The sequence below is a fragment of the Nodosilinea sp. P-1105 genome, assembly GCF_012911975.1.
In the GTDB taxonomy this organism is placed as follows: Bacteria; Cyanobacteriota; Cyanobacteriia; order Phormidesmidales; family Phormidesmidaceae; genus Nodosilinea.
Genome location: NZ_SMDQ01000004.1, coordinates 130,791 through 157,592 on the forward strand (window position 1 = coordinate 130,791; position 26,802 = coordinate 157,592).

The 26,802-nt window shown below is 55.8% G+C and carries 27 protein-coding genes; 12 read left to right on the top strand and 15 right to left on the bottom strand.

The features are described from left to right. Nucleotides 1–41 precede the first annotated feature (41 nt). The 4 genes from E1H13_RS03355 to E1H13_RS03370 all read left to right on the top strand — a co-directional run bounded on the left by E1H13_RS03355 (nucleotide 42) and on the right by E1H13_RS03370 (nucleotide 4,198). The gene (locus E1H13_RS03355; protein WP_169611986.1) at nucleotides 42–1,097 is read left to right on the top strand and encodes an ABC transporter substrate-binding protein; all 1,056 of its coding nucleotides are present in this window, start codon (nucleotides 42–44) and stop codon (nucleotides 1,095–1,097) included. Nucleotides 1,098–1,204: 107 nt separating this feature from the next. Next, nucleotides 1,205–2,041 (top strand): ABC transporter permease, encoded by an 837-nt coding sequence (locus tag E1H13_RS03360; protein WP_169611987.1) that lies wholly within the window; start codon nucleotides 1,205–1,207, stop codon nucleotides 2,039–2,041. Between the two features lie 112 nt (nucleotides 2,042–2,153). Next, on the top strand, nucleotides 2,154–2,924 hold the full coding sequence (locus tag E1H13_RS03365) for an ABC transporter ATP-binding protein (protein ID WP_169611988.1): 771 nt from the start codon (nucleotides 2,154–2,156) through the stop codon (nucleotides 2,922–2,924). 95 nt (nucleotides 2,925–3,019) lie between these two features. Continuing rightward, on the top strand, nucleotides 3,020–4,198 hold the full coding sequence (locus E1H13_RS03370; RefSeq protein WP_347404110.1) for an aromatic ring-hydroxylating dioxygenase subunit alpha: 1,179 nt from the start codon (nucleotides 3,020–3,022) through the stop codon (nucleotides 4,196–4,198). On the opposite strand, the gene E1H13_RS03375 is transcribed toward E1H13_RS03370, so the two are convergent. Together E1H13_RS03375 and E1H13_RS03380 are read right to left on the bottom strand one after the other, a co-directional pair. Beyond that, nucleotides 4,140–4,538 (bottom strand): HEPN domain-containing protein, encoded by a 399-nt coding sequence (locus E1H13_RS03375; RefSeq protein WP_169611989.1) that lies wholly within the window; start codon nucleotides 4,536–4,538, stop codon nucleotides 4,140–4,142. The two genes, E1H13_RS03370 and E1H13_RS03375, sit on opposite strands and share 59 nt — an antisense overlap. Then, on the bottom strand, nucleotides 4,538–4,888 hold the full coding sequence (locus tag E1H13_RS03380; protein ID WP_169611990.1) for a nucleotidyltransferase domain-containing protein: 351 nt from the start codon (nucleotides 4,886–4,888) through the stop codon (nucleotides 4,538–4,540). Before E1H13_RS03380 ends, E1H13_RS03375 begins: the two co-directional genes overlap by 1 nt. 92 nt (nucleotides 4,889–4,980) lie before the next feature. Here E1H13_RS03380 and E1H13_RS03385 point away from each other — a divergent pair, with 92 nt between their 5' ends. The 4 genes from E1H13_RS03385 to E1H13_RS03400 all read left to right on the top strand — a co-directional run bounded on the left by E1H13_RS03385 (nucleotide 4,981) and on the right by E1H13_RS03400 (nucleotide 9,319). Further along, nucleotides 4,981–5,658 carry a hypothetical protein gene (locus E1H13_RS03385; RefSeq protein ID WP_169611991.1) on the top strand — a complete coding sequence of 226 codons (678 nt, stop codon included), beginning with the start codon at nucleotides 4,981–4,983 and terminating at the stop codon, nucleotides 5,656–5,658. A 153-nt stretch (nucleotides 5,659–5,811) separates the two neighbouring features. Beyond that, nucleotides 5,812–7,005, top strand: coding sequence for a DUF4336 domain-containing protein (locus tag E1H13_RS03390; RefSeq protein WP_169611992.1), 1,194 nt, complete (start codon nucleotides 5,812–5,814; stop codon nucleotides 7,003–7,005). A 291-nt stretch (nucleotides 7,006–7,296) separates the two neighbouring features. Next, nucleotides 7,297–7,944: a Uma2 family endonuclease gene (locus E1H13_RS03395; RefSeq protein ID WP_169611993.1), complete on the top strand. Its 648-nt coding sequence runs from the start codon at nucleotides 7,297–7,299 to the stop codon at nucleotides 7,942–7,944. A 334-nt stretch (nucleotides 7,945–8,278) separates the two neighbouring features. Next, on the top strand, nucleotides 8,279–9,319 hold the full coding sequence (locus tag E1H13_RS03400) for a hypothetical protein (protein ID WP_169611994.1): 1,041 nt from the start codon (nucleotides 8,279–8,281) through the stop codon (nucleotides 9,317–9,319). Between the two features lie 23 nt (nucleotides 9,320–9,342). On the opposite strand, the gene E1H13_RS03405 is transcribed toward E1H13_RS03400, so the two are convergent. From E1H13_RS03405 to E1H13_RS03425, 5 genes are all read right to left on the bottom strand, one after another. Then, complete coding sequence (locus E1H13_RS03405) at nucleotides 9,343–9,597, bottom strand: DUF2442 domain-containing protein (protein ID WP_169611995.1); 255 nt, start codon at nucleotides 9,595–9,597, stop codon at nucleotides 9,343–9,345. 105 nt (nucleotides 9,598–9,702) lie between these two features. After that, entirely contained in the window at nucleotides 9,703–10,080 is a 378-nt protein-coding gene (locus tag E1H13_RS03410; protein WP_169611996.1) for a type II toxin-antitoxin system VapC family toxin, read from the bottom strand. Beyond that, complete coding sequence (locus E1H13_RS03415; RefSeq protein WP_206069961.1) at nucleotides 10,077–10,304, bottom strand: AbrB/MazE/SpoVT family DNA-binding domain-containing protein; 228 nt, start codon at nucleotides 10,302–10,304, stop codon at nucleotides 10,077–10,079. Before E1H13_RS03415 ends, E1H13_RS03410 begins: the two co-directional genes overlap by 4 nt. Nucleotides 10,305–10,468: 164 nt before the next feature. Further along, nucleotides 10,469–12,709, bottom strand: coding sequence for an NACHT domain-containing protein (locus E1H13_RS03420; protein WP_169611997.1), 2,241 nt, complete (start codon nucleotides 12,707–12,709; stop codon nucleotides 10,469–10,471). Between the two features lie 83 nt (nucleotides 12,710–12,792). Continuing rightward, entirely contained in the window at nucleotides 12,793–13,233 is a 441-nt protein-coding gene (locus E1H13_RS03425) for a hypothetical protein (RefSeq protein WP_169611998.1), read from the bottom strand. Between the two features lie 652 nt (nucleotides 13,234–13,885). On the opposite strand from E1H13_RS03425, the gene E1H13_RS26810 reads away from it, so the two are divergent. After that, a complete protein-coding gene (locus E1H13_RS26810) occupies nucleotides 13,886–14,200 on the top strand; it encodes a hypothetical protein (protein ID WP_206069963.1) in 315 nt (104 codons plus the stop codon). A 186-nt stretch (nucleotides 14,201–14,386) separates the two neighbouring features. Then, on the top strand, nucleotides 14,387–15,274 hold the full coding sequence (locus E1H13_RS03435) for a LysR family transcriptional regulator (RefSeq protein ID WP_240966379.1): 888 nt from the start codon (nucleotides 14,387–14,389) through the stop codon (nucleotides 15,272–15,274). A gap of 134 nt (nucleotides 15,275–15,408) precedes the next feature. Here E1H13_RS03435 and E1H13_RS03440 read toward each other — a convergent pair whose 3' ends face one another. Together E1H13_RS03440 and E1H13_RS03445 are read right to left on the bottom strand one after the other, a co-directional pair. Next, nucleotides 15,409–16,653 (bottom strand): hypothetical protein, encoded by a 1,245-nt coding sequence (locus E1H13_RS03440; protein ID WP_169611999.1) that lies wholly within the window; start codon nucleotides 16,651–16,653, stop codon nucleotides 15,409–15,411. Between the two features lie 219 nt (nucleotides 16,654–16,872). Then, the gene (locus E1H13_RS03445) at nucleotides 16,873–19,521 is read right to left on the bottom strand and encodes an AAA family ATPase (protein ID WP_169612000.1); all 2,649 of its coding nucleotides are present in this window, start codon (nucleotides 19,519–19,521) and stop codon (nucleotides 16,873–16,875) included. Between the two features lie 297 nt (nucleotides 19,522–19,818). Here E1H13_RS03445 and E1H13_RS03450 point away from each other — a divergent pair, with 297 nt between their 5' ends. Further along, on the top strand, nucleotides 19,819–20,109 hold the full coding sequence (locus E1H13_RS03450) for a hypothetical protein (protein ID WP_169612001.1): 291 nt from the start codon (nucleotides 19,819–19,821) through the stop codon (nucleotides 20,107–20,109). Between the two features lie 16 nt (nucleotides 20,110–20,125). Beyond that, nucleotides 20,126–20,359: a hypothetical protein gene (locus tag E1H13_RS03455; protein ID WP_169612002.1), complete on the top strand. Its 234-nt coding sequence runs from the start codon at nucleotides 20,126–20,128 to the stop codon at nucleotides 20,357–20,359. Between the two features lie 12 nt (nucleotides 20,360–20,371). Here E1H13_RS03455 and E1H13_RS03460 read toward each other — a convergent pair whose 3' ends face one another. From E1H13_RS03460 to E1H13_RS03485, 6 genes are all read right to left on the bottom strand, one after another. After that, nucleotides 20,372–20,998 (bottom strand): TetR/AcrR family transcriptional regulator, encoded by a 627-nt coding sequence (locus E1H13_RS03460; protein WP_347404111.1) that lies wholly within the window; start codon nucleotides 20,996–20,998, stop codon nucleotides 20,372–20,374. Between the two features lie 238 nt (nucleotides 20,999–21,236). After that, the gene (locus E1H13_RS03465) at nucleotides 21,237–21,875 is read right to left on the bottom strand and encodes a lysophospholipid acyltransferase family protein (protein ID WP_169612003.1); all 639 of its coding nucleotides are present in this window, start codon (nucleotides 21,873–21,875) and stop codon (nucleotides 21,237–21,239) included. Nucleotides 21,876–21,955: 80 nt separating this feature from the next. Next, nucleotides 21,956–22,846, bottom strand: a complete 891-nt coding sequence (gene fabD / locus E1H13_RS03470) for an ACP S-malonyltransferase (protein ID WP_169612004.1) — start codon at nucleotides 22,844–22,846, stop codon at nucleotides 21,956–21,958. A gap of 257 nt (nucleotides 22,847–23,103) precedes the next feature. Next, a complete protein-coding gene (locus E1H13_RS03475; protein WP_169612005.1) occupies nucleotides 23,104–23,739 on the bottom strand; it encodes a peroxiredoxin in 636 nt (211 codons plus the stop codon). 131 nt (nucleotides 23,740–23,870) lie between these two features. Beyond that, complete coding sequence (locus E1H13_RS03480; RefSeq protein ID WP_169612006.1) at nucleotides 23,871–24,308, bottom strand: hypothetical protein; 438 nt, start codon at nucleotides 24,306–24,308, stop codon at nucleotides 23,871–23,873. A gap of 127 nt (nucleotides 24,309–24,435) precedes the next feature. Then, nucleotides 24,436–26,601, bottom strand: coding sequence for a serine/threonine-protein kinase (locus E1H13_RS03485; protein WP_347404112.1), 2,166 nt, complete (start codon nucleotides 26,599–26,601; stop codon nucleotides 24,436–24,438). Between the last annotated feature and the right edge of the window lie 201 nt (nucleotides 26,602–26,802).

Genomic DNA, 26,802 nt, shown 5'->3' on the forward strand with positions numbered 1-26,802 from the left:
TCAGGTGGCTGCTTTCGGTTTGTAGTATTCCCAGTGAAGTCATGAAACGACGTACCTTTTTACCGACCGTCATTGCCTTTTTGTGTAGTGTGTTGCTGACCATTGCCTGTGCCCCCGATACCCCCCAGGCGGATGCCCCAGCCGATGACGTGGGTCAGCCCCCGGTGACTGAGGTTGATGGCCCCCCGGTGCGCATGGGCTATAGCAGTTGGGCTGGCTGGTGGCCCTGGGCGATCGCCGAAGAAGAGGGCCTATTTGCAGCCAACGGCGCCAATGTCGAGCTGATTTGGTTTGATGGCTACTTGGAATCGATGCAGGCCCTGGCGGGGGGACAGTTGGATGCCAACAGCCAAACCCTGAATGACACCATCTCCTTTGTGGACGATGCGGTCAACGGCATGGTGGTGGTGCTAGTCAACGATAACTCTGCCGGGAACGACAAGGTGATTGCTGCCGAGGACATCGATGCCGTTGCCGAGCTGCAAGGCCGGACCGTCGCCCTGGAGGAAGGGGTGGTGGGTGACTTTATGCTCACCCTGGCCCTGGAAGACGCCGGGCTCAGCCGCGAGGACGTTCAAATTCAGAACCTGGAAACCGGGGCCGCTGCCACCGCCTTTGCCGCTGGACAGGTGGATGGCTTTGCGGGTTGGGTACCCTATTGGGAAACCGCCCTCTCCCGGGAGGGCAGCAAAACCCTGATTACCTCGGAAGAATTTCCGGGTGCCATTCCCGACCTGCTGGTGGTGAGCCAGACCCTGATTGACGAACGCCCGGACCAGGTGCAGGCGCTCGTGGATACCTGGTTTGATGTGCTGGCCTTTATGGACGAGAACCCAGACCGCTCAGCGGAGATTATGGCCCGGCGGGCGGATGTCAGTAGTGAAGAATTTGAAATCTACACCGAAGGCACCCGCATTTTCACCCTGGATGACAATCTGGAGGCCTTTGAAGACGGTGGTGAGGACATGCGGTATATGCCCTACGCTGCCCAGGTGATGGCTGACTTTATGGTTGATGTGGGCTTTATCCCCGAGGTGCCTGACCTGGAATCGTTGTTTGATGACCAGTTTGTCCAGGCCTATGCCGACGGACAGTGACGTTTTGCCGCCCCCACGCCGATGCAGGATGCTGGGGGCGTTTGTTTAGGAACTAGTTTGTTTCGGGATTAGTTTGTTTCGGGATTAGTTGAATTTGGAACCGTCCTATGACTCCCGCGCCTTCCTCCGTATCCCCGACCTCCCCAAAGACCCTAAAGCCAACGGTGTTTTGGCGACTGGCGGAGGATATCCCCCGGCCCCTGAACCTGACGTTGATGGTGCTCTCGATCGCGGTTCCCTTTGCCCTATGGTGGCTGGTAGCCGGGTTAGATATTGTCAGCGATCGCTTTTTACCCTCCCCCTGGCAGGTAGCCCAAGCCCTGGGGCGGCTATGGACCAATGGATTTTTGCTCAGCGACACCGCCGCTAGTTTAGGCCGGGTGACCGTGGGCTTTTTGCTGGCGGTGGTGGTGTCGATTCCCCTAGGCATCAGCATGGGGGCCTTTGCCAGTATTCGCGCCCTGTTTGAGCCGATTATTGGCGTGGTGCGCTATATGCCCGCGCCCGCTTTTATTCCCCTGCTGATTATTTACTTGGGCCTAGGAGAAGCGCCGAAAATTACCCTGATATTCGTCGGTACGGTGTTCTTTAACGTGCTGATGATTATGGATGCCGTCAAGTTTGTGCCCAAGGACCTGCTAGAGACCACCTACACCCTAGGGGGCCAGCGCCGTCAAGCCCTGTTCCAGGTGATTACCCCCTACGTGGTGCCCAACATTATCGACACCTTTCGGATTAATATCGCTACTTCCTGGAACCTGGTGGTGGTCGCAGAACTGGTGGCGGCAGAGTCGGGTCTAGGACGGCGGATTGTGCAAGCCCAGCGATTTTTCCGCACCGACGAAATCTTTGCCTGCCTGATTATTCTCGGGGTGATTGGGTTTACCCTCGACCTGTCATTGCGCTATTTGATGAAGATTACCTGTAAATGGGCAGTGGATTGAGGGTGCCAGGGCGGACACACAGGTCCGCCCCTACGCCATCACCCCATCTCCCCACCGTCCCCATCTCCCCCACTCCCCCACTCCCCACTCACCCACAATCCTCCCAAAACCCATGCACTTAGAAATCAACCATCTCACTAAACAGTTTGCGACCCGCCAGGGACCGATCCTGGCGTTACGGGACATTAACCTCCATGTGGAAACGGGGGAATTTGTCTGCGCGGTGGGGGCCTCGGGCTCAGGTAAATCGACCCTGCTACGCCTGGTGGCGGGGCTGGAAACGCCTACTAGCGGGGAAATCATTGTCGATGGCCAGCGGGTGACGGGGCCGGGGGGCGATCGGGGGATGGTGTTTCAGCGCTATACCCTGTATCCCTGGATGACGGTGCAAAAGAATGTGGAATTTGGCCTAAAGCTACAAGGGATGGGGCGACGGGAGCGGCGGGAGCAGGCTTCTTATTATCTGGATGTGGTGGGGCTGACCCAGTTTGCCCAGGCTCTACCCAAGGCCCTGTCCGGCGGGATGAAGCAGCGGGTGGCGATCGCCCGTACCCTGGCTACCCAGCCCAAAATTATGCTGATGGATGAACCCTTTGGGGCCTTGGATGTACAAACCAAGGAAACTATGCAGCAGTTCATGTTGGATCTGTGGCAGCGCACAGGGGTAAGTATTTTGATGATTACCCATGATGTGGACGAGGCGGTGTTTCTGGCCCAGCGGGTCTATGTGTTGACCGCCCACCCCGGCACTGTTCAGCGGGAGATGCAGGTGGAGTTACCCCGCGATCGCGATTACACCATCCGCCGCGATCGCGCCTTCCAGGACTACCGTGACGACATCATGGACCTGCTGCGGGGCAAAGCACCAGCCCTGGCGAGGTGATGGGGTGTAGACGCGATAGCGGCTTTCCAAAGGGTTGGGGTGATGGGGTGATGGGGTGATGGGGTGATGGGGTGATGGGGTGATGGGGTGATGAGGTGTACACGCGAGCCAAGATGGGCATGTTTGAGGTAATGCAAGGGGTTGTGCCGGTAGAAACCCAGGGGTTGCCCGAGCGCTTTTTGCTACCCGCCAACTGGTACACTGATCCCCGATGGCTGGCGATCGAGCAACGGGCCATCTTCCGTCGCACCTGGCTGTATGCTGGCGACAGCGCCCAACTAGACCAACCGGGGATGGTGTGGGCTAAGACAGTGGCGGGGCAGCCGGTGCTGATTTGCCGCGATCGCGATGGCGAGCTACGGGCCTTCCACAACGTGTGTCCCCACCGGGCGGCGCTGTTGCAGCCTGAGGTCGGGGTGCAGTCCTGTCGCCAGCTGGTCTGCCCCTACCATGCCTGGGTGTACGACCTCAGGGGCCAGCTAGTGGGGGTGCCCTCCCAAGTCCAGTTTGCCCCTAGCTTTGATCGCCAAGCCCATGCCCTCCAGCCTATTCGCCTAGAAACCTGGTCTGGATTTATGTTTCTTTGCCTGGATGATCAAGCTCCCCCGCTGCGGGACCATTTGGGCAGCATTGACGCCAACTTGGGCCAGCATCGCACCCCAGCGACTCAGCCCTTGCTGGCCAAGCAGTACACCGTCGCCTGCAACTGGAAGAACTACCACGACAACACCCTGTGCGACTACCATGTGGCGATCGCCCATCGCACCACCCTAAACCAGGTACAAGGCCCCATTCGTCAGTACCAGCACCAGCTAGAGACCTTTGTTAATCTGCTCTATACCCCTACCACCGCCGCCTGGCAAGCAGAAAACCCGATCTTGCCTCAGCTGAAAGGGCACAGCCGCACCGGCTTTTTTACCTATGGCATCTACCCCAACCTGCATCTGCTAGGACTACCCAACGGCCTCTTGGCTTGGATTCAGATTCAGCCTCTCACCGTGGACACCTGCCAGGTCTGCCTAGAGGTCTATGGCACGCCAGAGTTTAGCCCCCCAGCGGAGGCTCTACTGGCGGAATTTGAGGCCTTTATGGCCGAAGACATGGCCCTGACCGAAAGTGTCCAGCGGGGCTATGCCAGCGGAGCCTATACCCCTGGCCCGGTGAATGGCCTGGAAACCCGGATTGTGCACCAGCAGCAGCTGATCTGGCAGGCGGTTACAGCTCAGGTAAAAGTTGACGCATTACCTGAACAAAGCCTTCAGCGTCTTGGATAAGTTTCTCAACCTGATCGGGATCGAAGACAGTGAAAACAAGATAATCGGCAGCTTGACGATTTTCAAAGCTGCGATCAAAGACCTTTCCCCACTTGGCATCTAAATCTCCTGGTTTTACTAAATCTCGGTGAATGGCCCCTCTTAAGCCAGAATGCTTGACAAATTGCTTTCCCCGATGAAGCATGACTGCGCTAGCAGCGTAAAAACAGGCGTAATAGGCTCGGTTAGCCGCAAACTCTAGCCTATCTGCTTGAAATTCTGACCAAGCTGACTCCAAAGCCTGAGATGCTTTGTGCAGTAATGACGTAATCATTTTTCCTGCTTGAGAGTCTTGATTCATCAAACAGGTACACCATAGCGACTAATTTCGCGGTGGATAGGCAGTAGATCGTAGTAGCCTGTAAGCCAATCGTCCTTTGGTACGACCAACGTGCTGATCACGACGTCGTAGGCCAATTCCAGGTCAAATAACGCATCGGTAATGGCATCACGAACCTGCCAGGAGAGAGGTTGTGTCGTGAGAACCAACAGGTCTATATCGGATTCATCAGTGTCCGCACCTGTAGCCTTGGACCCATAGAGAATCACCTGATCCACAGGAAACTCGGCCAGCAGAAGGCTGACAGCCGCCTCAAGGGCCAGACTATCGTTTTTCTTAAGGGGTAAATCAGCTATGGTGTGCACAACCATGGGTCAAGGTGGAGTAATGGCAGGATGAGCCTGATTGAGCAAAAGTATCCTTAATCTAGGGTATACCTAACCACAAGCCCCTCAGTAAGTTAATGGCCCAAAATCCCTTTTATGGCATCTGGCAACGGCAGTTTATTCAGTTTGATTCAGGGGTCAAAGAGACGGGCCAGGGGGTACTGTGGCTGCAGGCGGAAACGAGTTTTGCTGATGTGCGCCAGTGGCCCCCCAGGCTGCTTCAACCCCTGGGGACAGAGTTACTGACTCCAGAGCACTATCGTCGGCTTTCCTGGCGGCAGCGGTTTGACGTTGACCTGCTAGGTTTTGCCGGCACCTTTACCTGGTCAGCGCTGGACGATACCCAGGGCACCTGCACCTGGCATCACCGTCTGGCCATTACTCCCCGGCAGCGACCGGACACCAGCCACTACACCTGGCTAAGCCCCCATGAGTTTTTGGAGCAGGGGGTCTGTGAGGATGAGGTTGGAATGCCCCACAGCTTTGTGGAGCACTGGCAGCGAATCGGCACTGGTCCGTTGCAGGTCTGGCATCCCGCCGCCGGAACCGGGCAGGGGGTAGGTCTGGTGGCTGCCGATTGGGCTGTGGTGGTGGAAGACGGGCGATCGCCCCAGCCTGATCTAGCCACCTTCCATGGCTTTGCTGCCACCGCCTGGCAGCGACAGCAGGACCATTGGCAACCGCAGTTTGGCACCCCTCAACCCTCCCTGGAGCCTGACCAGGTGCTTAGCCAGTGGCAACGGGCAGAACCGTAATCCCTTGCGTTTGCTGCCCAGCGGCTTAGAATACGCTATAGCCGGTTGACCCACCCCGCCCTCCGGGCACCCCTCCAAGGAGGGGAAAGTAGCTCTGACCAGGAGTGAATCAGCGATTTAATTCTGCCTTCTGCCTTCCGCCTTCTGCCTTTAATGCCCCCCTCCCTAGCTTCAGAGTATCGTCGCGATCGCGCCTGGCCGTTTTGGCCGGTGGTTCCCCTCTATCCCTATGGTCAGCGACCTACCCTGCGCATCGAGGTGGTGCCAGATACGGTGTGGACCTTTGACCAATTCCAGGGGATTTTCTATGTGGTGGTGCCGATTCGCATGACGGTGGTGCGCTTAGAGCCCCAGGGGTTGCTGGTGTATGCTCCGGTGGCCCCCACCCCAGAGTGCATCGCCCTGGTGCAAGAGCTAGAGCAAAAGTATGGGCCAGTGACATACATCGTGCTGTCTACGGTGACCGGCATCGAGCATAAGGCCTTTGTTGGCCCCTTTGCCCGGCGGTTTCCCCAGGCCCAGGTGTATGTCACCCCCAACCAGTGGAGCTTTCCGCTGAATTTACCCTTGCCCTGGCTGGGTTTGCCCCGCGATCGCACCCACTTACTCCCCGCCATCAGCGCCCAGGCTCCCTTTGCCGACCAGGTAGACTATGCCACCCTGGCCCCTATTGATCTGGGGCTGGGTCCCTTTGGGGAAACCGCCTGTTTTCACCGAGCCAGCCGCACCCTTTTGGTGACCGACTCCCTGGTTTCCATTCCAGCAGCACCACCAGCGGTGTTGCAGCTCAACCCCTACCCGCTGCTATTCCATGCCAGGGACACCGCCGCCGATCCCATCGTTGACACCCCAGAAAACCGCCGCAAGGGCTGGCAGCGCATTGCCCTGTTTGCCTTTTACTTTCGCCCCAGCACCCTAGAGGTAGCCACCACCGGAGACATGCTGCAAGAGGCTAAAGCCTCCCCCGATCGCTCCCGCCGCAACTACTTTGGCCTGTATCCCTTTCGCTGGCAGCCCGGTTGGCAACAGTCCTTTCAGGCCCTATACAAGGATGGTCAGTTACAGGTTGCCCCCATCTTGCAAACTTTGATCTTTAACCGGGGGCCAGAGGAGGTGATGGCCTGGGCGAAGCACATTGCCACCTGGCAGTTTGAGCGGATTATCCCGGCCCATTTAGAGGCCCCGATTGCCGCTAGGCCCTCGGATTTGCTAGAAGCTTTCCAGGTGCTGCGCTCCCCAGAGGCTGAGGTAACCACAGGGTTTCCTGGGGCCGATTTTGAGCTGCTGCGTCAAATTGAAGCGGCCCTGCTAAAGGCGCGGATTTCCCGCCCCCGAACTAAAAATTAGGATAAGTGATTTGCAAAAGCCTTTGATCTTCAGGGAGGTTGCTTCAACACATCAGAACCTTTTATCCCCTCCCACGGAGGGGTGCCCGGAGGGCGGGGTGGGTTCCTTCGGGCTTGCTTGACCCACCCCTACCCACTTCGACACGCTCAGCGCAGGCCTCCAAAGGAGGGGATTTCGGACCTTGATGCCAACAAATCTCTACATCTGCTAACCCTAAATTCAAGACTTGACGCTGCACTAGAACCATTCCGCTACACTAAAGACAGCCCGTTGGCCTTTGCCTAAACGACTATGGTGACGCCGTTAGCCACAAACCCACCGCCGATTGCCCCTGGGGAAAACCGGGTAGCCCTGCGTGGCATGGACTGGATGGCGTACTGCAAAATGCGATCGCTACTTAACGAACGTACCTGCGCCCGCCTTACCTACGATCGCGGCACCCTTGAAATCACCATGCCCTCTGAAGCCCACGAGTTCTATGCCCGCCTGATCGAGCGGTTCATTATCATTTTGGTTGTTGAGCTAGGGATGCGGGTTAAAACCCTGGGCTCCACCACCCTAGAGCGGGAAGATCTGGACCGGGGGGCTGAACCCGACAATGGCTACTACATCCAAAACCAACCCCAGGTGGCGGGCCGCAGCATCGACCTGGCGGTGGACCCACCCCCAGACCTGGTGGTGGAGGTGGATATTAATCACACTGACATTGACAAAAATGCCCTGTATGCGGCGATGGGAGTGCCAGAGTTCTGGCGGTTTAACGGCAAGGTTTGGCGTATCTATCAGCTGCGGGATGGGCAATATCAAGAATGCGATCGCTCCCCCACGTTTCCCATCGTCTCAAAAGATGACCTCTACCAATTCTTAGGCACTTGCCAAACCGACGAAGTCGCCGCTGAACTCAATATTCGCACCTGGCTGAGAAACCAAATCAACTAGACGGCAGCAGGGGCAAACAGCGCAGCCCACAGCAACAGGGTCAGCAGTACCGCTAGCACCGCGATCAGTAGGTCTCGATATGGGTCAGAAAGTGTCGTGGAGTGTTTCATCAGGCTCACCTCCAGGGGTGTCGAGGCAATGGCCACCTCATCTTCATGGTGGCACTAAAGGCTGCAAGCAGGGCCAAGACGTAATGAAGTGTCATCCCCAGGCAGGGCTTTGCGGTGTTCTTCGCAACCCATGGCAAAACGCTATGCTGTTCCTGACCCCGGCTGATCTGCTGTAGGCTGAAGCAGTCAGTCAAAGTGGAGCTCGGTGACGAGTAAGGGGAGCTATGGCGGCTAACTCTAACGTGCGATCGCTGTTAACCAAAGCCAATCGCCTGCGTCAAACAGAAGAAATTTGGGAGTTCGCCAGCCCCCTGGCACGGGTTTGGATTACCCCAAAGCGGGATGCCGCCTATCGGCCCTATCTGTTCCTGGTGGTTAGTACAGAGGGGCGGGTGGTATTTAGTAAAAATCAACGGCAGCGTCCCGATGCCGATCAAATGTTGGAAGTCCTGCTGCGGACCATGATTCGGCCTGGGCTGATGGCCGGACGACCACGGCGGCCCAAGGCCGTACACCTGGATGATGCTGACGTTGTCTCAGCGTTGACCCCGACGCTGGCTCAGCTAGACATTCGCTGTGAACATCGGGCCAGCTTACCTACCCTAGAGCGGACTCGACAATTTTTAGAGCGGGGATTTACAGAGATAGAGCCTATCCCTGGTCTGCTCACGGTTTCAGGGGTGACACCGCCCCTGGTGCAGCACCTCTACGAACTAGCGGCAGAGTACTATAAAATGGCTCCCTGGCATTGGTTAGGGGATCACGATCCCATGGTGATCGCCTATCCGCCAAAGAGCGATCCCCGCTACGGCATTGTTATGGGTAGTGGCGGAGAAGTCTTTGGCCTATCGGTGTACGATCACGTCGAAGACCTGCGGCTGACATTCCGCCAGAGTTTACCCCAATGGGAACTCATGCAGCGAGCCTCCTGGCTGGTGCTGTTTTTTGAACAGCCCATGGCTATGAGCTTTGATGACCTGGATGCGATTTTGCAATATGACTGGCCGGTGGTCAATGAGCAGGCTTATCCGGTCTTTGGCCGCACAACTTCCGATGGACGGCTGATGCCACCATCCCTGAACGATTTGGTATGGCTGGAAGGTGTCTTGTCTGGGTTGCTAGGTTACCTGCCCCAGTTTTTGCAGGAGGGGTTTGGCGATGACGACCCTGACAATCTGACTTTGCCGGTTCAGACCATCAGCGGTAAGGCCAAGATGCAGTTGCAAATGCCCGAGTTAGACGACCTGCTTTTTCCTGACGATTAGCCCTGGCTGGATGTGTCAACCGGCTATTGGATAGCGCTGCCCTTGGACCAAAGCTCGTATTCACTGAGGTCGATGGTGTCGTTCCACACGAGGGCATAGCCGCCGGGCTCAATGGTGAAGCTTTTGAAGAAGGCTGGCTGGCGCAGGGGTGAAAAGACGGGGTTTTTCAGTAGGGGGGTGATGTCGTAGTCCTTGAGGTCGCCGTTAGTAAAGGAGATTCGCAGGATAGAGTTACCCACCGCCTCTGCTTTCAAAATCCTGGGACACTTAATGGCCATGGTTTTACCTCAGCAGGGAGAGTTTAGTGAGTCGAGGTAGATGCTGCGAATGGTGCAGTTGACGAAGCTGGGGTAGTCGTCGATTGCCAGACATTGAAGAAGTTTTCAATTCTTCGCCAAATAGCGAACATTCCGTAAGCCCTCAAAATCACTATCTTGGGTCCACACTGTGGCTTCAAATTTATACGCAGTAGCAAGAATTATGCTGTCTGCCATGGGCAATTTACCTTCAACAGAAATCTTTGCGGCATTGAGGGCAAGTTCTCTGTCTAAATCAATAACCTGGCCTTGCAGCATCACACCAATAGCCTGCATGGCTTCATCTTCGCTACGCCGAAGCAAAATATGTTTGAAAACTTCGTATAGGCTAATAGCGGGCACGATTAAGCTGCTGACCTCTTCAATGGCGGGTGCGAAGAAGTCTGCACTGGGTTCATCGGCGAAATAGGCAAGCCAACCAGAAGAATCAACCACATTGCTCATAGTCGATCGCCATCTCTGTCCAAATCTGTATCCATTCCCTTGAGAAAGCCCCGCAAGGCTTGTACAGGGCGAAGGGGGATCAGCTCTATGCGATCGTGGTACCGCACTACTTGGAAGCGCTGTCCTTCGGAGAGGCCCAGCGATCGCCCCACCGCAGATGGAATAGTGAGCTGCAAGTCAGCCGATACAATCACCGATGCCATAGCCGCAAAGTCCTGACTCATAATCCCATCCTAAACCTCTCACCCATCTACTCATCCACCTACCCACTCCTCACTCCTTCACCTCTACCCTCCGGGAAGCCACTCCACATCTACCACCCTTCGACAAGCTCAGGGCGGCGCCCATCCACCCCCTTCGACTTCGCTCAGGACAGGCATCCACCCATCTAGCGTAGCCGCAGCCCGTGGCGCACCAGAAAATCGGGGTCGGCGATGTGTTCTTGCAGCAGGCGGTGGATGAACACATAGCTGCCCCCCACCCGCTGCACCAGCAGCCGCTCGGTGGCAAAGTCGAGGAATGCTGCCAAGTTACGTGGCGCAACGCCATTTAGCCACAACACCGTTCGCAGGGCCACGTGCTGCGCTAGGGCCATCCCGCCGCCTAGGAATAAACATATTAACATCATCATGAATGTACTAAGAAGTATGATCCTTAAGATATTCACGGGGAAATAGATATCCAGAAAAGACAGAAGAATTGCGAAAAGTACAGTTAGAATGCATGTCGTCAACAAGAAAACTATCAAACCAAAAAGCAAAGTCGCTGTTTTCCAAACTCTATAGTTGGAGGGGCTGATGTAATTGGGGGAATTAATGCTTTTGCGCACAAAAATGTCGATTTTGCTGGATGAATGGGAAGTTTGAGAAAAGATTAAGATCAAGAAAGTGCTTTGCAGGAATGAAGAAATTAAAACTTCAGATAGACTCAGGCCAAACTGAATACCTGGATAAAGAATGAAGAACATGCATGGAAAGGAAATTAATGACCAACGAGCAGCGTCGCGAATTCTTTCAATTGATATAAGCTGAAGTCTTTCTATCAAGAAAATCTCTTTCCCCTCTAGAAACAGTCCCGCCAAGCCAATTAAAATTCCCGAAACAGTACCTGCCAAAAAACCTGCCAAAAATGCTTTAGCCTGAAAATAAGCTAAACCACTGAAAGCACCTATTACTGCACCAAATAAAAAGCTCAAAAGAAGAGTGTAAAAAACCCTTTCTTGGATTGATGAAAGCCATATTTTTGGTTGTATTTCGTCAATATTGAATACTGTTTCTGAGTCCAATTTCACGGCCAATTGGTACAGCCACTTGATCGTGTTTTTCTTGGTGAATTTGTACGTTTCAGGTCGTTGTTGGAACATGCGATCAGTGTAGGTGTCGAACAGGGCCATCCGCTGCCCCTGCTGGCCTAGGGCGGCAATATCCGTCGCCGTTTTGCCCCGGTAGGCCATGGAGATGATTTCCAAAAACAGGGGTGTTTTCACCAATTGGCGCAGTGAGTCTGGATCTGGGGCTTGCAGGTCGGCATTGGCAGCCAAGGCAGCGCGCACCCCTGCCAGGGGCTCCCCAGCTTTTAATAGGTATTGCTCAATCTGGGCCTCGCTCAGCAGGCGCAGATATATTGTGCCGTGGAACTTAGGGGTGGTCTCCAGCGCCTCAAAGTCGTTTACCCGGCAGCACACCACCAGGGGCGTGCGCCCGTGATCCTGGTAAAACTGCTGAATCGCCTCCAGGCAGCCCAGGCGGTGGCGTTCTTCCACCTCATCCAGACCATCTAGCAGCAGCACAAGTTGCTGTTGCGTCAGCCAATCAGCCCACTGGTCTCTGGGTAACTGGTACCACCTATGCAACTCCTTGACCAACCACTGGCCAAAGAGGTCGTCATTCTTGGATTTGGATTTAGCCCTAAACGTATTCCACGATGACAACTTCAGTACTACCGGAATTCGTGCATCAGGATCATTAGGGTCTGTTCGGTCAATCAGGTCGCTGGCGAGTTCTAACAGCAGGGTGGTTTTGCCGCCCCCCGGTTCCCCCAGCACCAGCAGGGTGCCCCCCGGCGGTAGCTTGTCCACCTGGTCAAGCAATCGGGTGCCCTGGGGCAGGGGCACCGGCTCCTGATCCGGCAGGGCCACCTCCACATGGGGGCGAATGCGGTGGGGCTGGCTCTCCATCTCCAGGGTCAGCCGGGCGTGGCTGTAAAGCGAGCTAGGACGTTTAAGATAGTTGTCAATCCAGTCAAATTTGACCTTTCCCAGCAGGGCTTTGCGGTTTTGGATGTCCTCGCGGCTGAGTTCGGGCCGTTCGGGGAAGTGGGCCGTGCCAAACACCTGGTAGGTGTCGCGCCCGCTGGCAGCCTGCATGGCGGTGCTATTGGCCAGGGTCGAGTCGCTGATGCCTTGGCTTTGGCTGGCAGTGGATGTCTGCTGAGAATGCAGCCACTGGCAACCGACGGAGGCCATTCCTAGCACCAAAACGGCAACCAGATGCCAGCGCCGCTCTGGGGCCAGCAGCATGGCGGGGTTGGGGCTGGGGTCGGTGGTGAGAAAATTGACGGCAATGGTCAGGGCGATCGCGATCGCCGCCGCCGCCAAGGCCAAAGCTATTCTCCGCAGCCATCTGCCCATGCTGGATTATTCTCTCGATGCTGCCACCCAGTTTACCTACAGTAGCGGCGGCGGGCATTCCATAACGGTGGTTTGTCCTCACCCTACAGTCCCGCGATCGTCGCCGCCGTTCCCAACCACCCCGCCAGGGGACGCAACAGGGGCACAATGGTTTGCCACAGGGTTTTGCCCGCCTCGGCACTGTCGCTGGCGGTTTGCAGGGTGTCGCCCATGCGCTTCAGGTTTTTGGCGATCAGGTCCTTGTCGGGTTCGGCTTCTTGGGTTTCTTGCTGGGCCGCACTGAGGTAGGCCAGGGCCTTGGTTTTATCAGCCTCGGGCAAAGGAGCCTGGGCAATGGCCTCGATGACCTGTGCCAGCAGAGCCGCCACCTGGTCGGCGGACAGCCCATCGGTGTGGACAGTGCCCTGGTTATCAGCCTGGGTTTGGCGCAGGTCGTTGCCTGCCTGGCCCATCTGCACCTGGGCATTGGTGAGGTTGACCCCGCTGATGGACTGGGACTGGTCGGGCTTGCGTTTGAACAGCATGGCGTGGCCTCAGCTCGATTGGGTTTGTATCAATTCTGCTCGATTTTCCTTGGGCCGTAGATTCTGAACTTTGTTACATTTTTGACTTGATTCTCAGTGACTCATAGGGTACAGTCTTGCGTTAGAGCTGTGAGCGTGCAGCTTGTTGTCCCAAAAATTTGGCCGGACGCCACTGGCAGGTGTTGCAGCACCCACCAGCGGCTAACCCCCAAGACAGAACAGGGCTGTCTCGGAGGTTAAGCTATTTTAGCCGCCCCGAACTGCACGACGTCTAGGAGCGGCGAATTTTTTGGGATTCCTACCCATCCTTTCATCGGAGGAATCCCGATTATGTTGTGATTTAACCATCCAGATCCCAGGGTTCTTGAAAAACCCTGGGATCTAAGTTCCCGCAAAGACCTCCGAGTTTTTCAAGAACTCGGAGGTCTGAATCCGCTGCCGCTAGCCCTGGGGACCTACTAGAGGCCTTTCAAGTGCTGCGCTCCCCAGAGGCTGAGCCAACCATGGAATTACCGGGGGCCGATTTTGAGCTGCTGCGTCAAATTGAAGCGGCCCTGCTAAAGGCGGGGATTTCCCGCCCCCGGCGGTAATCTGAAAACTAAAACCATTCCGCTACACTAAAAACAGCCCGTTGGCCTTTGCCTAAACGACTATGGTGCCGCCTTTAGCCCCAAACCCACCGCCGATCGCCCCTGGGGAAAACCGGGTAGCCCTACATGGCATGGACTGGGTGGCGTACTGCCAAATGCGATCGCTGCTGAACGAACGTACCCGCGCCCGCCTTACCTACGATCGCGGCACCCTCGAAATTACCACGCCCTCTGAAGCCCACGAGTTCTATGCCCGCCTGATCGAGCGTTTCATTATCATCTTGGTCGTTGAACTGGGGATGCGGGTTAAAACCCTGGGCTCCACCCCCCTCGATCGCGAAGACCTTGACCGAGGGGCTGAGCCCGACAACGGCTGAAGCCGTCAGCCAAAACATGAGTTCTATAGCGAATCAGGGGGGCCAGGGCAGCTAAATTTCAAGTACAGTCGCTTGGGGGGGGAATCCCCCTAAAAAACCCATAAATGTCTTCTTTGAGTGCTTTTAGGAAATATCTCTGCTGTAGGCTCATAATGACTTGGCATGTGCCTCTTAACAGCAGCCTGGATGAAAGATAACCCTCAAAACCAGATGAAACTATCGCAGCTACGAATTTTGGTAGCTGTGGCTGACCAAGACACCTTTAGTGAAGCAGCCCTGCATTTAGAGATGTCTCAGTCGGCAGTGAGCCATAGTATTTCGGCCCTAGAGGAGCATTTGGGCGTAGTGCTATTTTGGCGGGGACGCCATGGGGCCAAGTTAACGCCAGTGGGGGAGCGGATTGTCGATCACGCCCGCATGATGTTGCAGCATGCAGAGGCGATCGCCCAGGAGGCGGACCTGACTCGGGGGCTGAAGGGGGGCCAGGTGCGAGTGGCCTCATTTCGCAGTATTGCGATTCATTTGCTGCCAGATGCGATCGCTCAATTTTCCCAGCGCTATCCAGAAATTGTGGTTAACCTCAGTGAGCACGATAATTATCGTCAGGTCGAAAAGGCGCTACGGGAGGGTCGAGCAGACATTGGCTTCACCATTTTGCCCACTGACAATGACCTGCAAACCTGGCAGATTTTAGACAATGAATATGTGGCTCTGTTTCCCCCCAGCTTTAAGCTACCGGGGCAGCAGCTAACTTGGGCCGATTTGGCTAACCACAGCATGATCATGCCCCCAGCCGATCGAATTATGATGCGAGATGTATACGACCACATCCAATCCTTGGGCCACAAGCTGAATGTGATTTCCGAGGTAGAAACCGATACCACCATCGTGAACCTGGTGGCCCAAGGACTAGGGGCAACGGTCTTACCCCGCCTCGCCGCAGAGCCGATTCCGCCCCAGGTGCAGGTGTTTTCGCTGCCGGTCCCTCTAACACGGGTGATTGGGGTGGCCGTGTTAGCCGACGCCTTACATACCCCCGCCATTTATGCCTTTTTAGATGTGCTGAAGCCTTGAGGCCAGGGTAATTGTTGGTGGGGTATGGCTTCCCGTAGGGAATGGGGGAGAGTTTTACATTCTGCTACGCACGGGCTCTGCCCTACGTTCTGCTGCTTCCTGCCTGTCGCGATCTCCCAATGATCGCCGGATGCTCACAGAGAATCAAAGTCGGGGGGAGGGGTAACCACTGAAAAATAGCCAATTCTGCGCGCGTTCATCACCAAGGCAAGATTGACATGTTCGAAAAATTGCACCACCCAGGCTACCGTATGAATCCGGCTGGTTTCAAAATAGCGGTACAGGTAGCCTAGCTTTTTCTCCAAGTCGAACCGCACCATCGGACAGGCCAGCAAGAGGTTCAACAGCACCTTGGTGATGGCCATGGCCCCTGATTTATCGATGTACTGCTGAAACCGCAGCACATTGGAGGTATTAAAATCTGGCAGAAAAACCGCATCAAGCAGGCGGGTAAATAGGTTGATCACCGTGCTAACCGCCATCACAGCTTGTTCGTCGATAGTGCCCACGGCCCGAAACAAGTCCCGGTGCAGCTTGTCTCTGGTTTGCTGGGGCAGAGGATCAATCAGTGCCCTGAGAAATGTCTGAAGCAAGGGACGACAATGGCTGTATCGGGTCGATGGTTGAATTCGATCGTCTAGGGCTAAGGATTGGCGCCGTTGACGGGGATGGTACTCAATCAGCCCCTGCTCGAACTCGGCTTTGGGCAATCGGGTAGGGTTGACCAGGTTGGTAGCACCCTGTAACCGCAGGCGACGGTACTCCCCCACCGCTCGAAACATATCCTCTAACTTGGTGGCCTGTTTGTACCCCAGACCACTCTGCCGGGGATCGTCATAGGCTCCTTGCTCCAGTTCTTCAATGTCTGGGGTGCGGGTCGTCGAGCAATAAAGGTAGAAATAGTCGGCCAGATAATCGGCCAAGATGTCGCGATCGCCCTGGGGTTGAGCCCGCCGCTGACCGTAGACCCCCAGCCGCATCTGCCGATGCAGACAGTCGCTGTAATCTCCCTGGCTAAACGCTTGCAACTGCCGACGCAGTAAGCGGGTTAATGGATCCTGAGCGGCCGGATCAGGTAAGGTGGTAAGCCGGGCAATTAGTTGCTCCAGGTAAGGCATCATTTCGCTATCTAGATGCCAGGGGTTACAAATGGTATAGAACGAGCGATTCAGGAAGCGTAGTCCCTCGTCCTGCTTAAACCCATCGGAGCGAATAATGTCGTCTAGGCAGGCTATGACATCGGGTCGCCCTACTGCAATCCGCTGACACAGCAAGTCATAAAAGGCATCAAGGGCTTGCTGGGGAGGAACATGACGGGCCAACCCACCGATGTAGTCATAAACGGTGTCTTTGGACTGGTCGAGGTGTTTAATTGTCATACCCAACCCCCTATAGGTGGGATAGAGCTGAATCAATACTCAGACGATCAAGCTTGAATGCAGTTCTATCGACTAGAATAGCAGACTCCATCGAAGTAGTACAAAATTATGTGCTGAGGGTGACTATATCTACTCATGAAGTCGCCTATCTTGCATGCCTTCTCTGATAGCGGCCCCGATTGCCGCATTAAACGGGGTGCTTTTACCCTGACAAACGGCTTAAACGGCCGCGCCATAGTTGCGCCAGTAGGCTTGCTCAGGGGCTGTTAGGCCCTGGCATCCCCCAAGATTAATTGGCTCAGCAGGGTCGGCCCTGGGGGGATGGGCTGTCAGTTCCCAACAAATTTGCTGGGCGTTTACATCCCAAATTCTGGCCGTGTGGGGCTGGTTTGGTCGTTTGGTTCCCAGGGTGAGTAGCCACTGGCCATCATTACTGAGGGCGATGGCGTGAATTAAATCCCTGTCGTTGATCGCCGTACTTTGGTTGAGGGTAGCCATTGCCCTGATTTCGATCGCCTCGGGATTTCGAGTGGCCAGGTAGTCCCCATTAGGGCTGAACTGCAATAGGGTAATCTGCTGCTGGCTGGGGAGGGGTTGGGTCGTACCATCTGCCCAGCGCAGTAGCCATTCACTGCCGACATAGGCAGCGGCTACGGGCTGGCTATATTGCCAGGTGAGGCCAAAGAAAATATAGCGCTCGGGCCGAATTTCCCAAGGTTCTGAGTCAGGGTCACACAGGTTCCATACTAAAATGCGATCGCCATAGCCACGGCTGACCAATTGATCGCTATAGGGCTCTGGGTTGGCCACCACCTCTTGCACCCGACCGGCATGGCGGCGCAGCTCACGGGTTTGATCCGTCAGCTCAGACCACAGGACAATCCCGCCATCTTGTAGCCCCACCGCCACATAGTCATCCCGACAACAAGTGAGGCTAGTCACTGGGGCAGTTACCGTCATCACTGGGACCGGTTGACTCTGGACATCCCCCAGCCACCAGCGGTAGACCTGGTGCCCCACCACAATTGCCACCATGTCGGCTCCCCCAAAGGCCAACTTGGCCACCCTGGGGGCATGGTCTCCCCTGGGCAGTTGAGCAAATCGGTAAAGCTCAAAGCCATGGCCACGGCGCTGCCAGCAGAGTAGCCGCCCGTCTTGATCACCAATGGCCACGGTTTGTCCATCGGGGGCGATCGCCGCCGCCAAAGCCCCATGGAGAGGCAGGGGTAACACGGTATGCTCAAGCTCGCAGTCGGTCAGGTTCATCCCCTGGGGGTTAGCCATTCCCAGATCGGCATGGCTAATGGTTAGCCCCTGTAAGTTAAGGTCAGCTAAGGGCACTTGCAGGGCCGCTGCCATGTTGAGCAACGTGCCGACAGTATAGGGGTGGCCCAGGTGGGGTTGAGCACGAGACTTGGCCAGCATAGCGTTGAGCTTGTCTTTGCGGTATTGGATGGTCCAAGATTGACGATGGATCTCTGCTAGGTGGTCGGCCAAGGGGTAAAGCACATACTGCCATTGTCGTCGCCGTCGCCAAAACGGGGCTTGGGGCAGGACCAAGGGGTGGTTCCCTAAAAGCTGAATGTCTTCGTTATGGAGGGCAATGGCTAGGCGCTTAGAGAGATAGTGCTGTGTCACATGGCACAACCACTCAATGTGAATGAAATAGGCTCCGGCCGCATCCACATCAATGAAGCCCCGGGTCCGCAAGGACTGAATGACCGACCGCCACGATCTCGTCTCTGGACCTGGGGGGCCGGGGGCATGAGACTGCCGACTAATGACTACGTCAGGATAGAGTAGTAGCCACCCCATCAACTGACGTTCAGTCTCGGTAAGGTCCTTCCAAGCATCCATCCAGAGCTGATCATCGGCATCAGCCGTTGCCAGGGGATAGCGCAGAAACTCGGTTAGGCTGCGATCGCCCAAGGTCAAAATTTTGTGGGCGGCCGCCACCAATACCCCAGGGCTATAGCCACAGAACTGGGCCAGTTGGCTCAATTGCGATGGGGGATAATCCCTGAGTCCCCGCTGCTCTAACAAGGCGATCGCAGCCCGAGCTGCTATCCCCTGCAAGGGATAGTGGAATAGCATATCGTGGCTGGTGCGCAAGCATTGGGGGGGGACCCGACAGACTAACAGCACACAACTGCGCCAGCTGTGCCGGTCTAACAAAATGCGCAACCACTGCTCATAGCCCGTGGACTCCGGTTTAAAGCGCCCCCCTAGGGCCTCCGGTTGGTGGAGTACCTCTGTTTTTTCAATCACCAGTAGCAGTTTGCGGGTTTCCAGCAGGTGCATTAAACCAGCGGTGGCCGTGAGGCTGGTTGACGAATGGGCTATTCCCAGATAGTTGATTACCTGCTGGTATAGATCATCAAGGGTGGGCAGGGTGCTGGCATGGCACCAGATCAGGGCTTCAAAGGTTTCCACCGTTTGCAATTGCTGACAAAGGCGACTGACTAGGTAGGTTTTACCAATCCGGGGGGGACCTGACAGACACAGCAGACGACGGCCTTCCACATTGAACGCGTCGAGCAACCGTTGCAGGTCTGATTCACGACCGAATAGCGGATCCTGCTTAAGGGCAATTTCCCGTTCATACCAGTCCCGCACCACCTGTCCACAGGTGGCTTTTTTAACCCGGCGACCCAGGACAGCCTGAACCAGGCCAAACAGTTTAGAACCTGCATCTCGTAAAGAGTTGGCTGTATACCCGTTCTGCGCTGCCATGTCTTTGTATTTGCAACGGGGGTTAAGCAAACAGGCGATCAACACGGCTCTCTGGGAATCGGTTAGTCCCGTCTGACCCTGATTGAGTAAATGTTGGCTAAATCGATTAATAATGTCTTCAATGTCTGGCTCCATAAGGCTCGGGTAGATGCATCTGCCCTAATTTAAAGCCAAGCTGCCTTAAATTTCCTTTCAGGAAACTGACATTGAACTGGCATTGAACAGATACTTATTAGCCAAAAACTGATTTTTGAGACCCTAAACTTGCAAAAACTGACAACCTACGCCAGAAAGTGTATCGCAGACTACACAAAAGTCTATGGAAGATGGCTGATAAATCGGCTACAAGGTACCGGCTAATTCGTGACCATAGGTTCAAAGCTCATCTGATGAGGACGAGCAGATTTTTCTGAAAACGTCTGGAGCGATGCCATGACCCTGTTCACTTCTACCACGAACTCTGGGATCCCGACTAATCATTCAGCCCAGTCTTTAGCTGACGGTTGGCCTTCGTCTACCATGGTCAGCCACGCTGCTTACATTACATGCGATGTGCTACCGGGTAAAGGGGGGCGGTTGCACTACCTTTCCACCGAGTGGGGAGCCTATGCCGTAGACAACAGCTTTATTGCAGCGGGTACTCTGGTCAAGCCAATTTTGCGGCAGGGCAACACCTGGTTAGTGGCCGCCCTCAATCAAACCCCGCCCCAACAAGTCGCTTGAGGGGGAGGTGTAACCGATGAGACGACCCATTTCCCGCTATGACATAGTACTACGACTGTTGGGGGCGATCGCTAAAGGCCTGTTTATCGCCATGTTTAGCTGTACCGTGCTGGTCATCGTCGCAGCTCTTTTGGGGGCTGCGGCCCCAGCTTGGGAGGTATACACCTGGGTTTGGTCAGTCTGCTGGCGCACGGGCCTGATGATTTTGGCGCTGATTGCAGTAGTCACCATGCTGGACAGCTGGCAATGACTGGGGGAGCGTTTACCGCTCGGTGGCTTGATCGCCCTGCTGGGGATGCGATCGCGTCAGCAAATACACCAAGCTATCCACCAGTCGCTCTGGGGCCATTGGCATAATCGCCTGACCATGCATAATGCTCTGGGTCATGATAAAGAAGACGGTTGAGCCCAGCAGTACCCGAGCCGCAGCTTCTGGGTCAGGCAACCCCAGCTCTGAGTGGGCGTTCAGGTAGGCTGTGAGCTGTTCGATCGCCGGTTTGGTTAAATTTTCTACAAACGCCTGGGCCAACTGCGGAAACCGTCCTGACTCTCCAGCCATCAGGCGCAGAAAGTTTTGGTAGTCCATATCTTGGAGTTCAGTTTCAATCGCATTGGTGGCCAGTCGCCGAATCACCTCGGCGGGTTCCCCTTGCCAATTGTGCTGACCCATCACCTGTTGGCACCGGGTTTGGGCCACGTATTTAACCAGGGCCTGAAACAGGCCTTCTTTATCTTGAAAGTAGCTATATACCGTAGGTTTCGAGACCCCCGCCGTAGCCGCCACCCTATCCATGCTGGTACCGGCATACCCATGTTGCAGGAACTCTTGCATCGCCCCTTGCAAAATTTGTGCGGCCTTGTCGTTAATTACCGGTGAACTGTGGGGCACGCGCTGGGGTCTCCTGACAATGGTATTAAATATACTCGCACTCTGCCGCCACGTAGGACTAGGCGAGCTTGGGGGTGGACAGCGGACAGTAATGGGGGCACTGGCAATACCTTACCAAACCGTTTAGTGTAGGTTTGCCCTGTACTAGTGGTTGTCCATCCCATGGCCACCGCTAAATCAGATCCTTCCCAGGGTAAAGTGGATTCTGGAAAATGTCCCCCCCAGGGGTAGACCATGCTTAGCGCCCTAAATCGTGGAGTTGATGAATGGCAGCGGCACATTGGGCCGTCACTCCTTCTAGATCCTGGCGATCGGTCGCCGGGGGCGGTGGAATCGGGGCTCCAATCCGAATTGTCAGGGGCACCGGCCGAGGGATCCACGAACCTGGCTTGAAAATTTGGTGGCTGCCCCAGAGGCTGACAGGCAACAGCGGTACCTGGGCCTTGGCGGCAATCAAGGCGGCCCCAATTTTGGGATCGGGGATGCGCCCATCGGCCGTGCGGGTGCCCTGCAAAAAAATCCCAACGGCCCAGCCTGCATCCAACTGCTTGAGGGCGGCCCGAATAGCGCTGCGATCGGCACTGCCCCGCTTGACCGGATAGGCTCCATAAAGTTGAATTGCCTGGCGCAGCACCGGCACCCCGAACAACTCTTCCTTGGCCATATAGGAAACCGGGCGTCGCACCGCCGCCGACAGCAAGGGGGGATCAAAATCGCTGGCATGGTTGGCCACCACCACCAGTCCTCCCGTTTTGGGCACCTGGTCGGCACCATACACTCGTCCCCGAAAATAGAGCCCCAGCATCGGGCTGACCACCGTCCATTTGAACAGGTGGTACCACAGTAGGTTAATGGGAGGTTCGCGATCGCGGCTCATCTTGGCAATACTATCAAAGGGATATCGATTTAAGGGATATCAACATCCACCTCCCCAGGGCAGGGACAGGGGAGGTGGGCTTAATCGACCAACTGCTGCACCTGGTCCAAGCTGCTCACATTCACCAGGGCCAGATCGCGACAGGTGCGCTTGGCTAATCCCGTCAGCACATTCCCTGGCCCCACTTCCATCAGGGTGTCAATCCCTAGCCCGGGCAGGGCCAGGGTAATTTCGCGCCAGCGCACCGAACCGGTCATTTGCTGGACTAGACGCTGTTTGAGTGTGGCCCCATCGGTGGCTGGGGTGGGGTCAACGTTTGACAACACCGGGACCTGGGCGGTCCCAAAAGTGACCGGCTCTAGCACGGTCTTAAAGGTATTAGCGGCCTTGGCCATTAATGGCGAGTGGAAGGCCCCACTGACATTCAGCTTCACAGCCCGCTTGGCCTTAACCGCGCCGAGCACGGCCTCCACGGCCTCTGGAGTCCCGGAAATGACCACTTGCCCGGGGTTGTTATCGTTGGCCAACACCACCCCCGGCGTGGCCTCAAGCTGAGCTGCCAAATCGTCGGCATCAAACCCCAGCAGGGCGGCCATCATGCCATCCGAGGCCTGGGCCATTAACTCCGCCCGTTGTTTCACCAGGGCCAGTCCGGTAGTAAAGTCAAATACCCCCGCCGCATAAAGCGCCACATACTCGCCTAAACTGTGACCAGCGACCGCCTGGGGCACTAGCCCCTGCTGCTTTAACAGGTCCACCAAAATGCTTTCAATCACGTAGAGACAGGGCTGGGTGTAGCGCGTGTTAGAAACCTGGTCATTGGGGTCCTTCACCACTTCTAACACGGACCAACCCAGTTCTGCCTCAGCCAGGGCAAAGCGCTCTTGGGCCTGGGGCAGGGACGCTAAGTCAGCCCCCATACCGATGGCTTGTGAACCCTGTCCGGGAAACACCCACGCTGTGTTTGTCATACGTCTACCCAACCTCATTGTCTCCCCAGAGGGAAATGCATCAAAATCCTACTGTCTCACAAAATGTTCGCCGCTAACTTACCATGCCAGATCCCTGCCCCAGCAAAAAAGGCGCACTTCACGTGCGCCCTGGGTGTGGTGAGAAAATGTCAATTCCCTGAGCCAGGGGTAGCAGACCAACAGCTGACCACGTCCCCTGGCTCAGGGAGGTGTGGCCCTTAAGGGAGCTGCTTAGCGTCTCCCTTGCCGAACCAGCCCTACTTGTTGGGCTGGGGGGTCATCCGCAGGTAGGGCTTGATTTCCGTAACCCCTTTGGGAAACTTCTTCTTAGCTTCCTCGGTGGGAATGGTCGGTGCCACCACTACATCTTCGCCATCTTTCCAGTCAACCGGGGTGGCTACGCTGTAGTTATCCGTTAACTGTAGAGAATCCAGCACCCGCAGAATTTCTGCAAAGTTGCGCCCAGTGCTGGGGGGATAGGTGATGGTCAGCCGCAGTTGCTTCTTGGGGTCAATGATAAAGACACTGCGCACTGTCACTTTGGCATTGGCCTTGGGGTGAATCATGCCATAGAGGTCAGACACCTTTTTGTCGGCATCGGCGATGATCGGGTAGTTGACCGTAGTGCTCTGGGTTTCGTTAATATCGCTAATCCACCCCTGGTGCGACTCAGCGCTGTCAACGCTGAGGGCAATCACCTTAGCGTTACGCTTTTCAAATTCGCCCTTGAGCTTAGCCACGCTGCCCAATTCGGTGGTGCAAACGGGGGTGTAGTCAGCCGGGTGGGAAAACAGAACTACCCAGCTGTCGCCAGCCCAATCGAAAAAATCAATCTCACCCTCGCTGGTTTGCTGGGTAAAGTTAGGAACCTGATCGCCCAGTTGAAGCGCCATATACATCTCCTTGTAGTCTCAACAAAAGCACCTCAGCAGAATGGGGCAACACATATCGCCCAGCATTAGCTGACGCTAATTGTTATTTTCCCACAAACTCCGGTATTCCGGTCGGAGTTTAGAGGATTCTTTTAAGCATTGTATCGAAGAATCTGCTCTCGGACCTGGTCGAGCAGGGCGTTGTCGGCGATCAGTTGTTCATCGTAGCTGGATTGCCAGACTGGTTGGCCCAACTGGTTGCGCCTGAGGTTAATCCGTTTGGCGGCGGCCGCCTTAAAACTAGCAATAAAGGATGAGAGCAACCAGGGCTTTTGATGGGCTAACCCCTCTGGCTGACGGGTTAAAGCTGGTTGCAAAAAAACAACCCCCCGCAGACCATTGGGGGCTAATGTCCACAGGTCCAGGTCAATGCCCTTGCGGTTTTGGGCTGAGCGCACCCACTCATCTGCCACAATTTGGCCATAGTCGTTGGGGTAAAAGCAGCCTTGACGATAATCACCGAGCAGGGGCTGCTGCTGCTGCATCGAAAGCCGAATCAGATAGGCTTTGGCTTCGGGCCTAATAGTCATGGCAGTTAACCCTGAAGCAACGGTAGTCCTGTAGAAGCTGCACACACCCATTAGCGCTCAATTTGAACATTGCAAGCTAGCTTAGGATGCCCAGCCCTAGAGAAAACCGATCACAACCACCAGGGGGTTATCGCGCTTTTTGCCATAGTTTGATGGTCTTGTCGGCACTGGCGCTAGCCAAGAGTTTGCCGCTGCCATGGATGGCAACGCTGTGCACCGGGTTGATGTGGGCAGACAGGGTCTGCTGTAGGCTACCCTGCTGCAGTTGCCAAATTCGGAGGGTGCCATCGCTGCTACCGCTGAGCAGGGTTTGACCGTCGGGGAAGAAACTAACCGCATTCACCTCTTGGGTGTGGCCCCGAAAAACATGCACCAAATCCCCATTGGTCATATTCCAAAGGCGGACGGTGCGATCTTTGCTAGCGCTAGCCAACCAGCGACCATCGGGGCTGATGGCGACCCGGTTAACCGTGTTGGTATGGCCAGCCAGGACTTTAACAATGGCAGCGGTGTTGATATTCCAAAAATAGATTTTATTATCAAGGCCACCGCTCACTAGCAGTTGATCTTGCTGGGCTAGGGCCACCGTTTTCACCATGCCCGATGTGCCACCCAGGGTTTTAATTAAATTACCTTTGTCCAGACTCCAGAGTTTCAGGGTGCCGTCTTCGCTACCACTGGCCAAGATATAACCCTGCCTACCAATGGCCACAGCCGTTACATCGCGCAAATGCCCTGTTAGGGTGTGCAGGGGCGACCCTTCTAGCATATTCCATACGCGGACCACCGCATCATCGCCACAGCTGGCAAGCACCTGTCCACCGCTGCTAATGGCCACGTCGTTGACCCCGCGCGCATGGCCATGGAGGGAGTAAAGGGTTTGCCCCGTCTGCCAGTTCCATACCCGCACGGTGTCGTCTAGGCTGCCGCTGGCTAATGTCGGCAGGCGGGGATTAAAGGCTACGGCCATCACCCAAGACTGGTGGCCCGTCAGCTCTTTGACCGACTGCCACCCTGTTGATAGCCCTGGTGACTGGGAGCGTGCCCCCCCCGTAGAGGACCGTGCTTTACCCTGGGGGTTGCCCGTAGACCGACGCCCTGACGACCGGCTCCCCTGGGAAGGGGTTGGTGGTGAGGCCGGGGGAGCCCCCTGGGGTGGTTTAGAGGGAGGCGTGCGCGGTGGGGCCGTAGGGGGCAGACTATCCCTGGGGCCACTGATGGGGGGCTGTAAATTGGTAAACAGGCTATCTTGTTTGAGGCTGGAGGACCAGCCCGGCACTGCCCCTTCCAATTTGGGCAGGCGTTGAAGATCACGGATCACATCCTGGGCGGTTTGGTAGCGATCGCTCACCAGATCCTGGGTCATGCGGTTCAGCACCTCAGCTAAACCTTCATTGATTGTGCGCCCGGCCTCCTGCAAGTGCTCTTGCCACATCCAGCGACCCTCCAGGGGGCTATAGAGGTCTTCGGGCTTACAGCCAGTGAGTAAGTGTAGACAGGTGGCCCCCAGACTATACAAATCACTGGAAGGGTAAGCCTGCCCACTGCGCAATTGCTCAATCGGCGAATAGCCTTCGGTGCCAATGCGAGTGCCGGCTTCGTAGGCGATCGCCTCGCCAAATTGCTTGGCAACTCCGAAGTCAATCAGCACCGGCTTTTGGTCCACCTTCTGGCGAATGATATTGGTGGGGGTGATATCCCGATGGATTACCCCTCGGTTGTGGATAAACTGCAGCACCGGCAGCAAGTCCTCCAACAACAGCCGCACGGCATTTTCACTGTAGGGGGACTGGCTGTAGAGCTCCTGGTACAGGGTTTGCCCCTGGATCATTTGCTGCACCAGGTAAAGGTATTTTCCCTGCTCGAAGTAGGCCAAAAGGGTGGGAATTTGCGGGTGTTCTCCCAGTTCGTTTAACCGCAGGGCTTCCTGTTCAAACAGTTGCACCGCCTTGAGGAACGACTTGGTCCCCTGGGCTTGGGGGGCAAACTGCTTGATCACACAGCGATTATTGAGGCGGTCGGTGTCGAGGGCGAAATAGGTACGGCCAAATCCGCCGCGGCCAATCAACTTCACAGGCCGGTAGCGACCCCGTAGCCGTGGCTGTAATGGCTGGCCACAACTGGGACAAGCCGGTGCCTGGGTAGCATGGTTTGGCTGGGGGCAATGGGGATTAAGGCAGCAAATCATCACGGCGGTAGACCGAATGCAGGGAACCACGCGGACTGACCGGAGGGCAATCACACCGGGGCAGCGATCGAAGCAGACACGAACCAGGACCAGGGGCTGAGTCACCTCCTCGGCCTCAGGCCGGTTGTGCTACAAGACAAGGATGCGATCGCCAGTTACCCTTGCCTGAACACACAGGTGCTGCCATCGCCTCAGCCCATGCCTTCAGTTTAGGGGACAGGTAGGCAAAAAACTGATTTTGCCACGGGGGCTTTGGTCTGGGTTAGTAGCATTTCGTAACAATCATGCCCGCAGCCACTCAGGGAA

What these genes read in the sequence shown, in the direction of transcription:
- E1H13_RS03395 (WP_169611993.1), top strand. Translation starts at nt 7,297, where the DNA reads ATGGTGACGCCGTTAGCCACAAACCCACCGCCGATTGCCCCTGGGGAA.
- E1H13_RS03465 (WP_169612003.1), bottom strand. Translation starts at nt 21,875, where the DNA reads ATGAGCCGCGATCGCGAACCTCCCATTAACCTACTGTGGTACCACCTG.
- E1H13_RS03410 (WP_169611996.1), bottom strand. Translation starts at nt 10,080, where the DNA reads ATGAGCAATGTGGTTGATTCTTCTGGTTGGCTTGCCTATTTCGCCGAT.
- E1H13_RS03385 (WP_169611991.1), top strand. Translation starts at nt 4,981, where the DNA reads ATGGCCCAAAATCCCTTTTATGGCATCTGGCAACGGCAGTTTATTCAG.
- E1H13_RS03400 (WP_169611994.1), top strand. Translation starts at nt 8,279, where the DNA reads ATGGCGGCTAACTCTAACGTGCGATCGCTGTTAACCAAAGCCAATCGC.
- E1H13_RS03380 (WP_169611990.1), bottom strand. Translation starts at nt 4,888, where the DNA reads ATGGTTGTGCACACCATAGCTGATTTACCCCTTAAGAAAAACGATAGT.
- E1H13_RS03375 (WP_169611989.1), bottom strand. Translation starts at nt 4,538, where the DNA reads ATGAATCAAGACTCTCAAGCAGGAAAAATGATTACGTCATTACTGCAC.
- E1H13_RS03425 (WP_169611998.1), bottom strand. Translation starts at nt 13,233, where the DNA reads ATGCTGTTCAAACGCAAGCCCGACCAGTCCCAGTCCATCAGCGGGGTC.
- E1H13_RS03360 (WP_169611987.1), top strand. Translation starts at nt 1,205, where the DNA reads ATGACTCCCGCGCCTTCCTCCGTATCCCCGACCTCCCCAAAGACCCTA.
- E1H13_RS03480 (WP_169612006.1), bottom strand. Translation starts at nt 24,308, where the DNA reads ATGACTATTAGGCCCGAAGCCAAAGCCTATCTGATTCGGCTTTCGATG.
- E1H13_RS03445 (WP_169612000.1), bottom strand. Translation starts at nt 19,521, where the DNA reads ATGGAGCCAGACATTGAAGACATTATTAATCGATTTAGCCAACATTTA.
- E1H13_RS03455 (WP_169612002.1), top strand. Translation starts at nt 20,126, where the DNA reads ATGAGACGACCCATTTCCCGCTATGACATAGTACTACGACTGTTGGGG.
- E1H13_RS03405 (WP_169611995.1), bottom strand. Translation starts at nt 9,597, where the DNA reads ATGGCCATTAAGTGTCCCAGGATTTTGAAAGCAGAGGCGGTGGGTAAC.
- E1H13_RS26810 (WP_206069963.1), top strand. Translation starts at nt 13,886, where the DNA reads ATGGTGCCGCCTTTAGCCCCAAACCCACCGCCGATCGCCCCTGGGGAA.
- E1H13_RS03435 (WP_240966379.1), top strand. Translation starts at nt 14,387, where the DNA reads ATGAAAGATAACCCTCAAAACCAGATGAAACTATCGCAGCTACGAATT.
- E1H13_RS03475 (WP_169612005.1), bottom strand. Translation starts at nt 23,739, where the DNA reads ATGGCGCTTCAACTGGGCGATCAGGTTCCTAACTTTACCCAGCAAACC.
- E1H13_RS03355 (WP_169611986.1), top strand. Translation starts at nt 42, where the DNA reads ATGAAACGACGTACCTTTTTACCGACCGTCATTGCCTTTTTGTGTAGT.
- E1H13_RS03420 (WP_169611997.1), bottom strand. Translation starts at nt 12,709, where the DNA reads ATGGGCAGATGGCTGCGGAGAATAGCTTTGGCCTTGGCGGCGGCGGCG.
- E1H13_RS03365 (WP_169611988.1), top strand. Translation starts at nt 2,154, where the DNA reads ATGCACTTAGAAATCAACCATCTCACTAAACAGTTTGCGACCCGCCAG.
- E1H13_RS03450 (WP_169612001.1), top strand. Translation starts at nt 19,819, where the DNA reads ATGACCCTGTTCACTTCTACCACGAACTCTGGGATCCCGACTAATCAT.
- fabD (WP_169612004.1), bottom strand. Translation starts at nt 22,846, where the DNA reads ATGACAAACACAGCGTGGGTGTTTCCCGGACAGGGTTCACAAGCCATC.
- E1H13_RS03390 (WP_169611992.1), top strand. Translation starts at nt 5,812, where the DNA reads ATGCCCCCCTCCCTAGCTTCAGAGTATCGTCGCGATCGCGCCTGGCCG.
- E1H13_RS03415 (WP_206069961.1), bottom strand. Translation starts at nt 10,304, where the DNA reads ATGAGTCAGGACTTTGCGGCTATGGCATCGGTGATTGTATCGGCTGAC.
- E1H13_RS03440 (WP_169611999.1), bottom strand. Translation starts at nt 16,653, where the DNA reads ATGACAATTAAACACCTCGACCAGTCCAAAGACACCGTTTATGACTAC.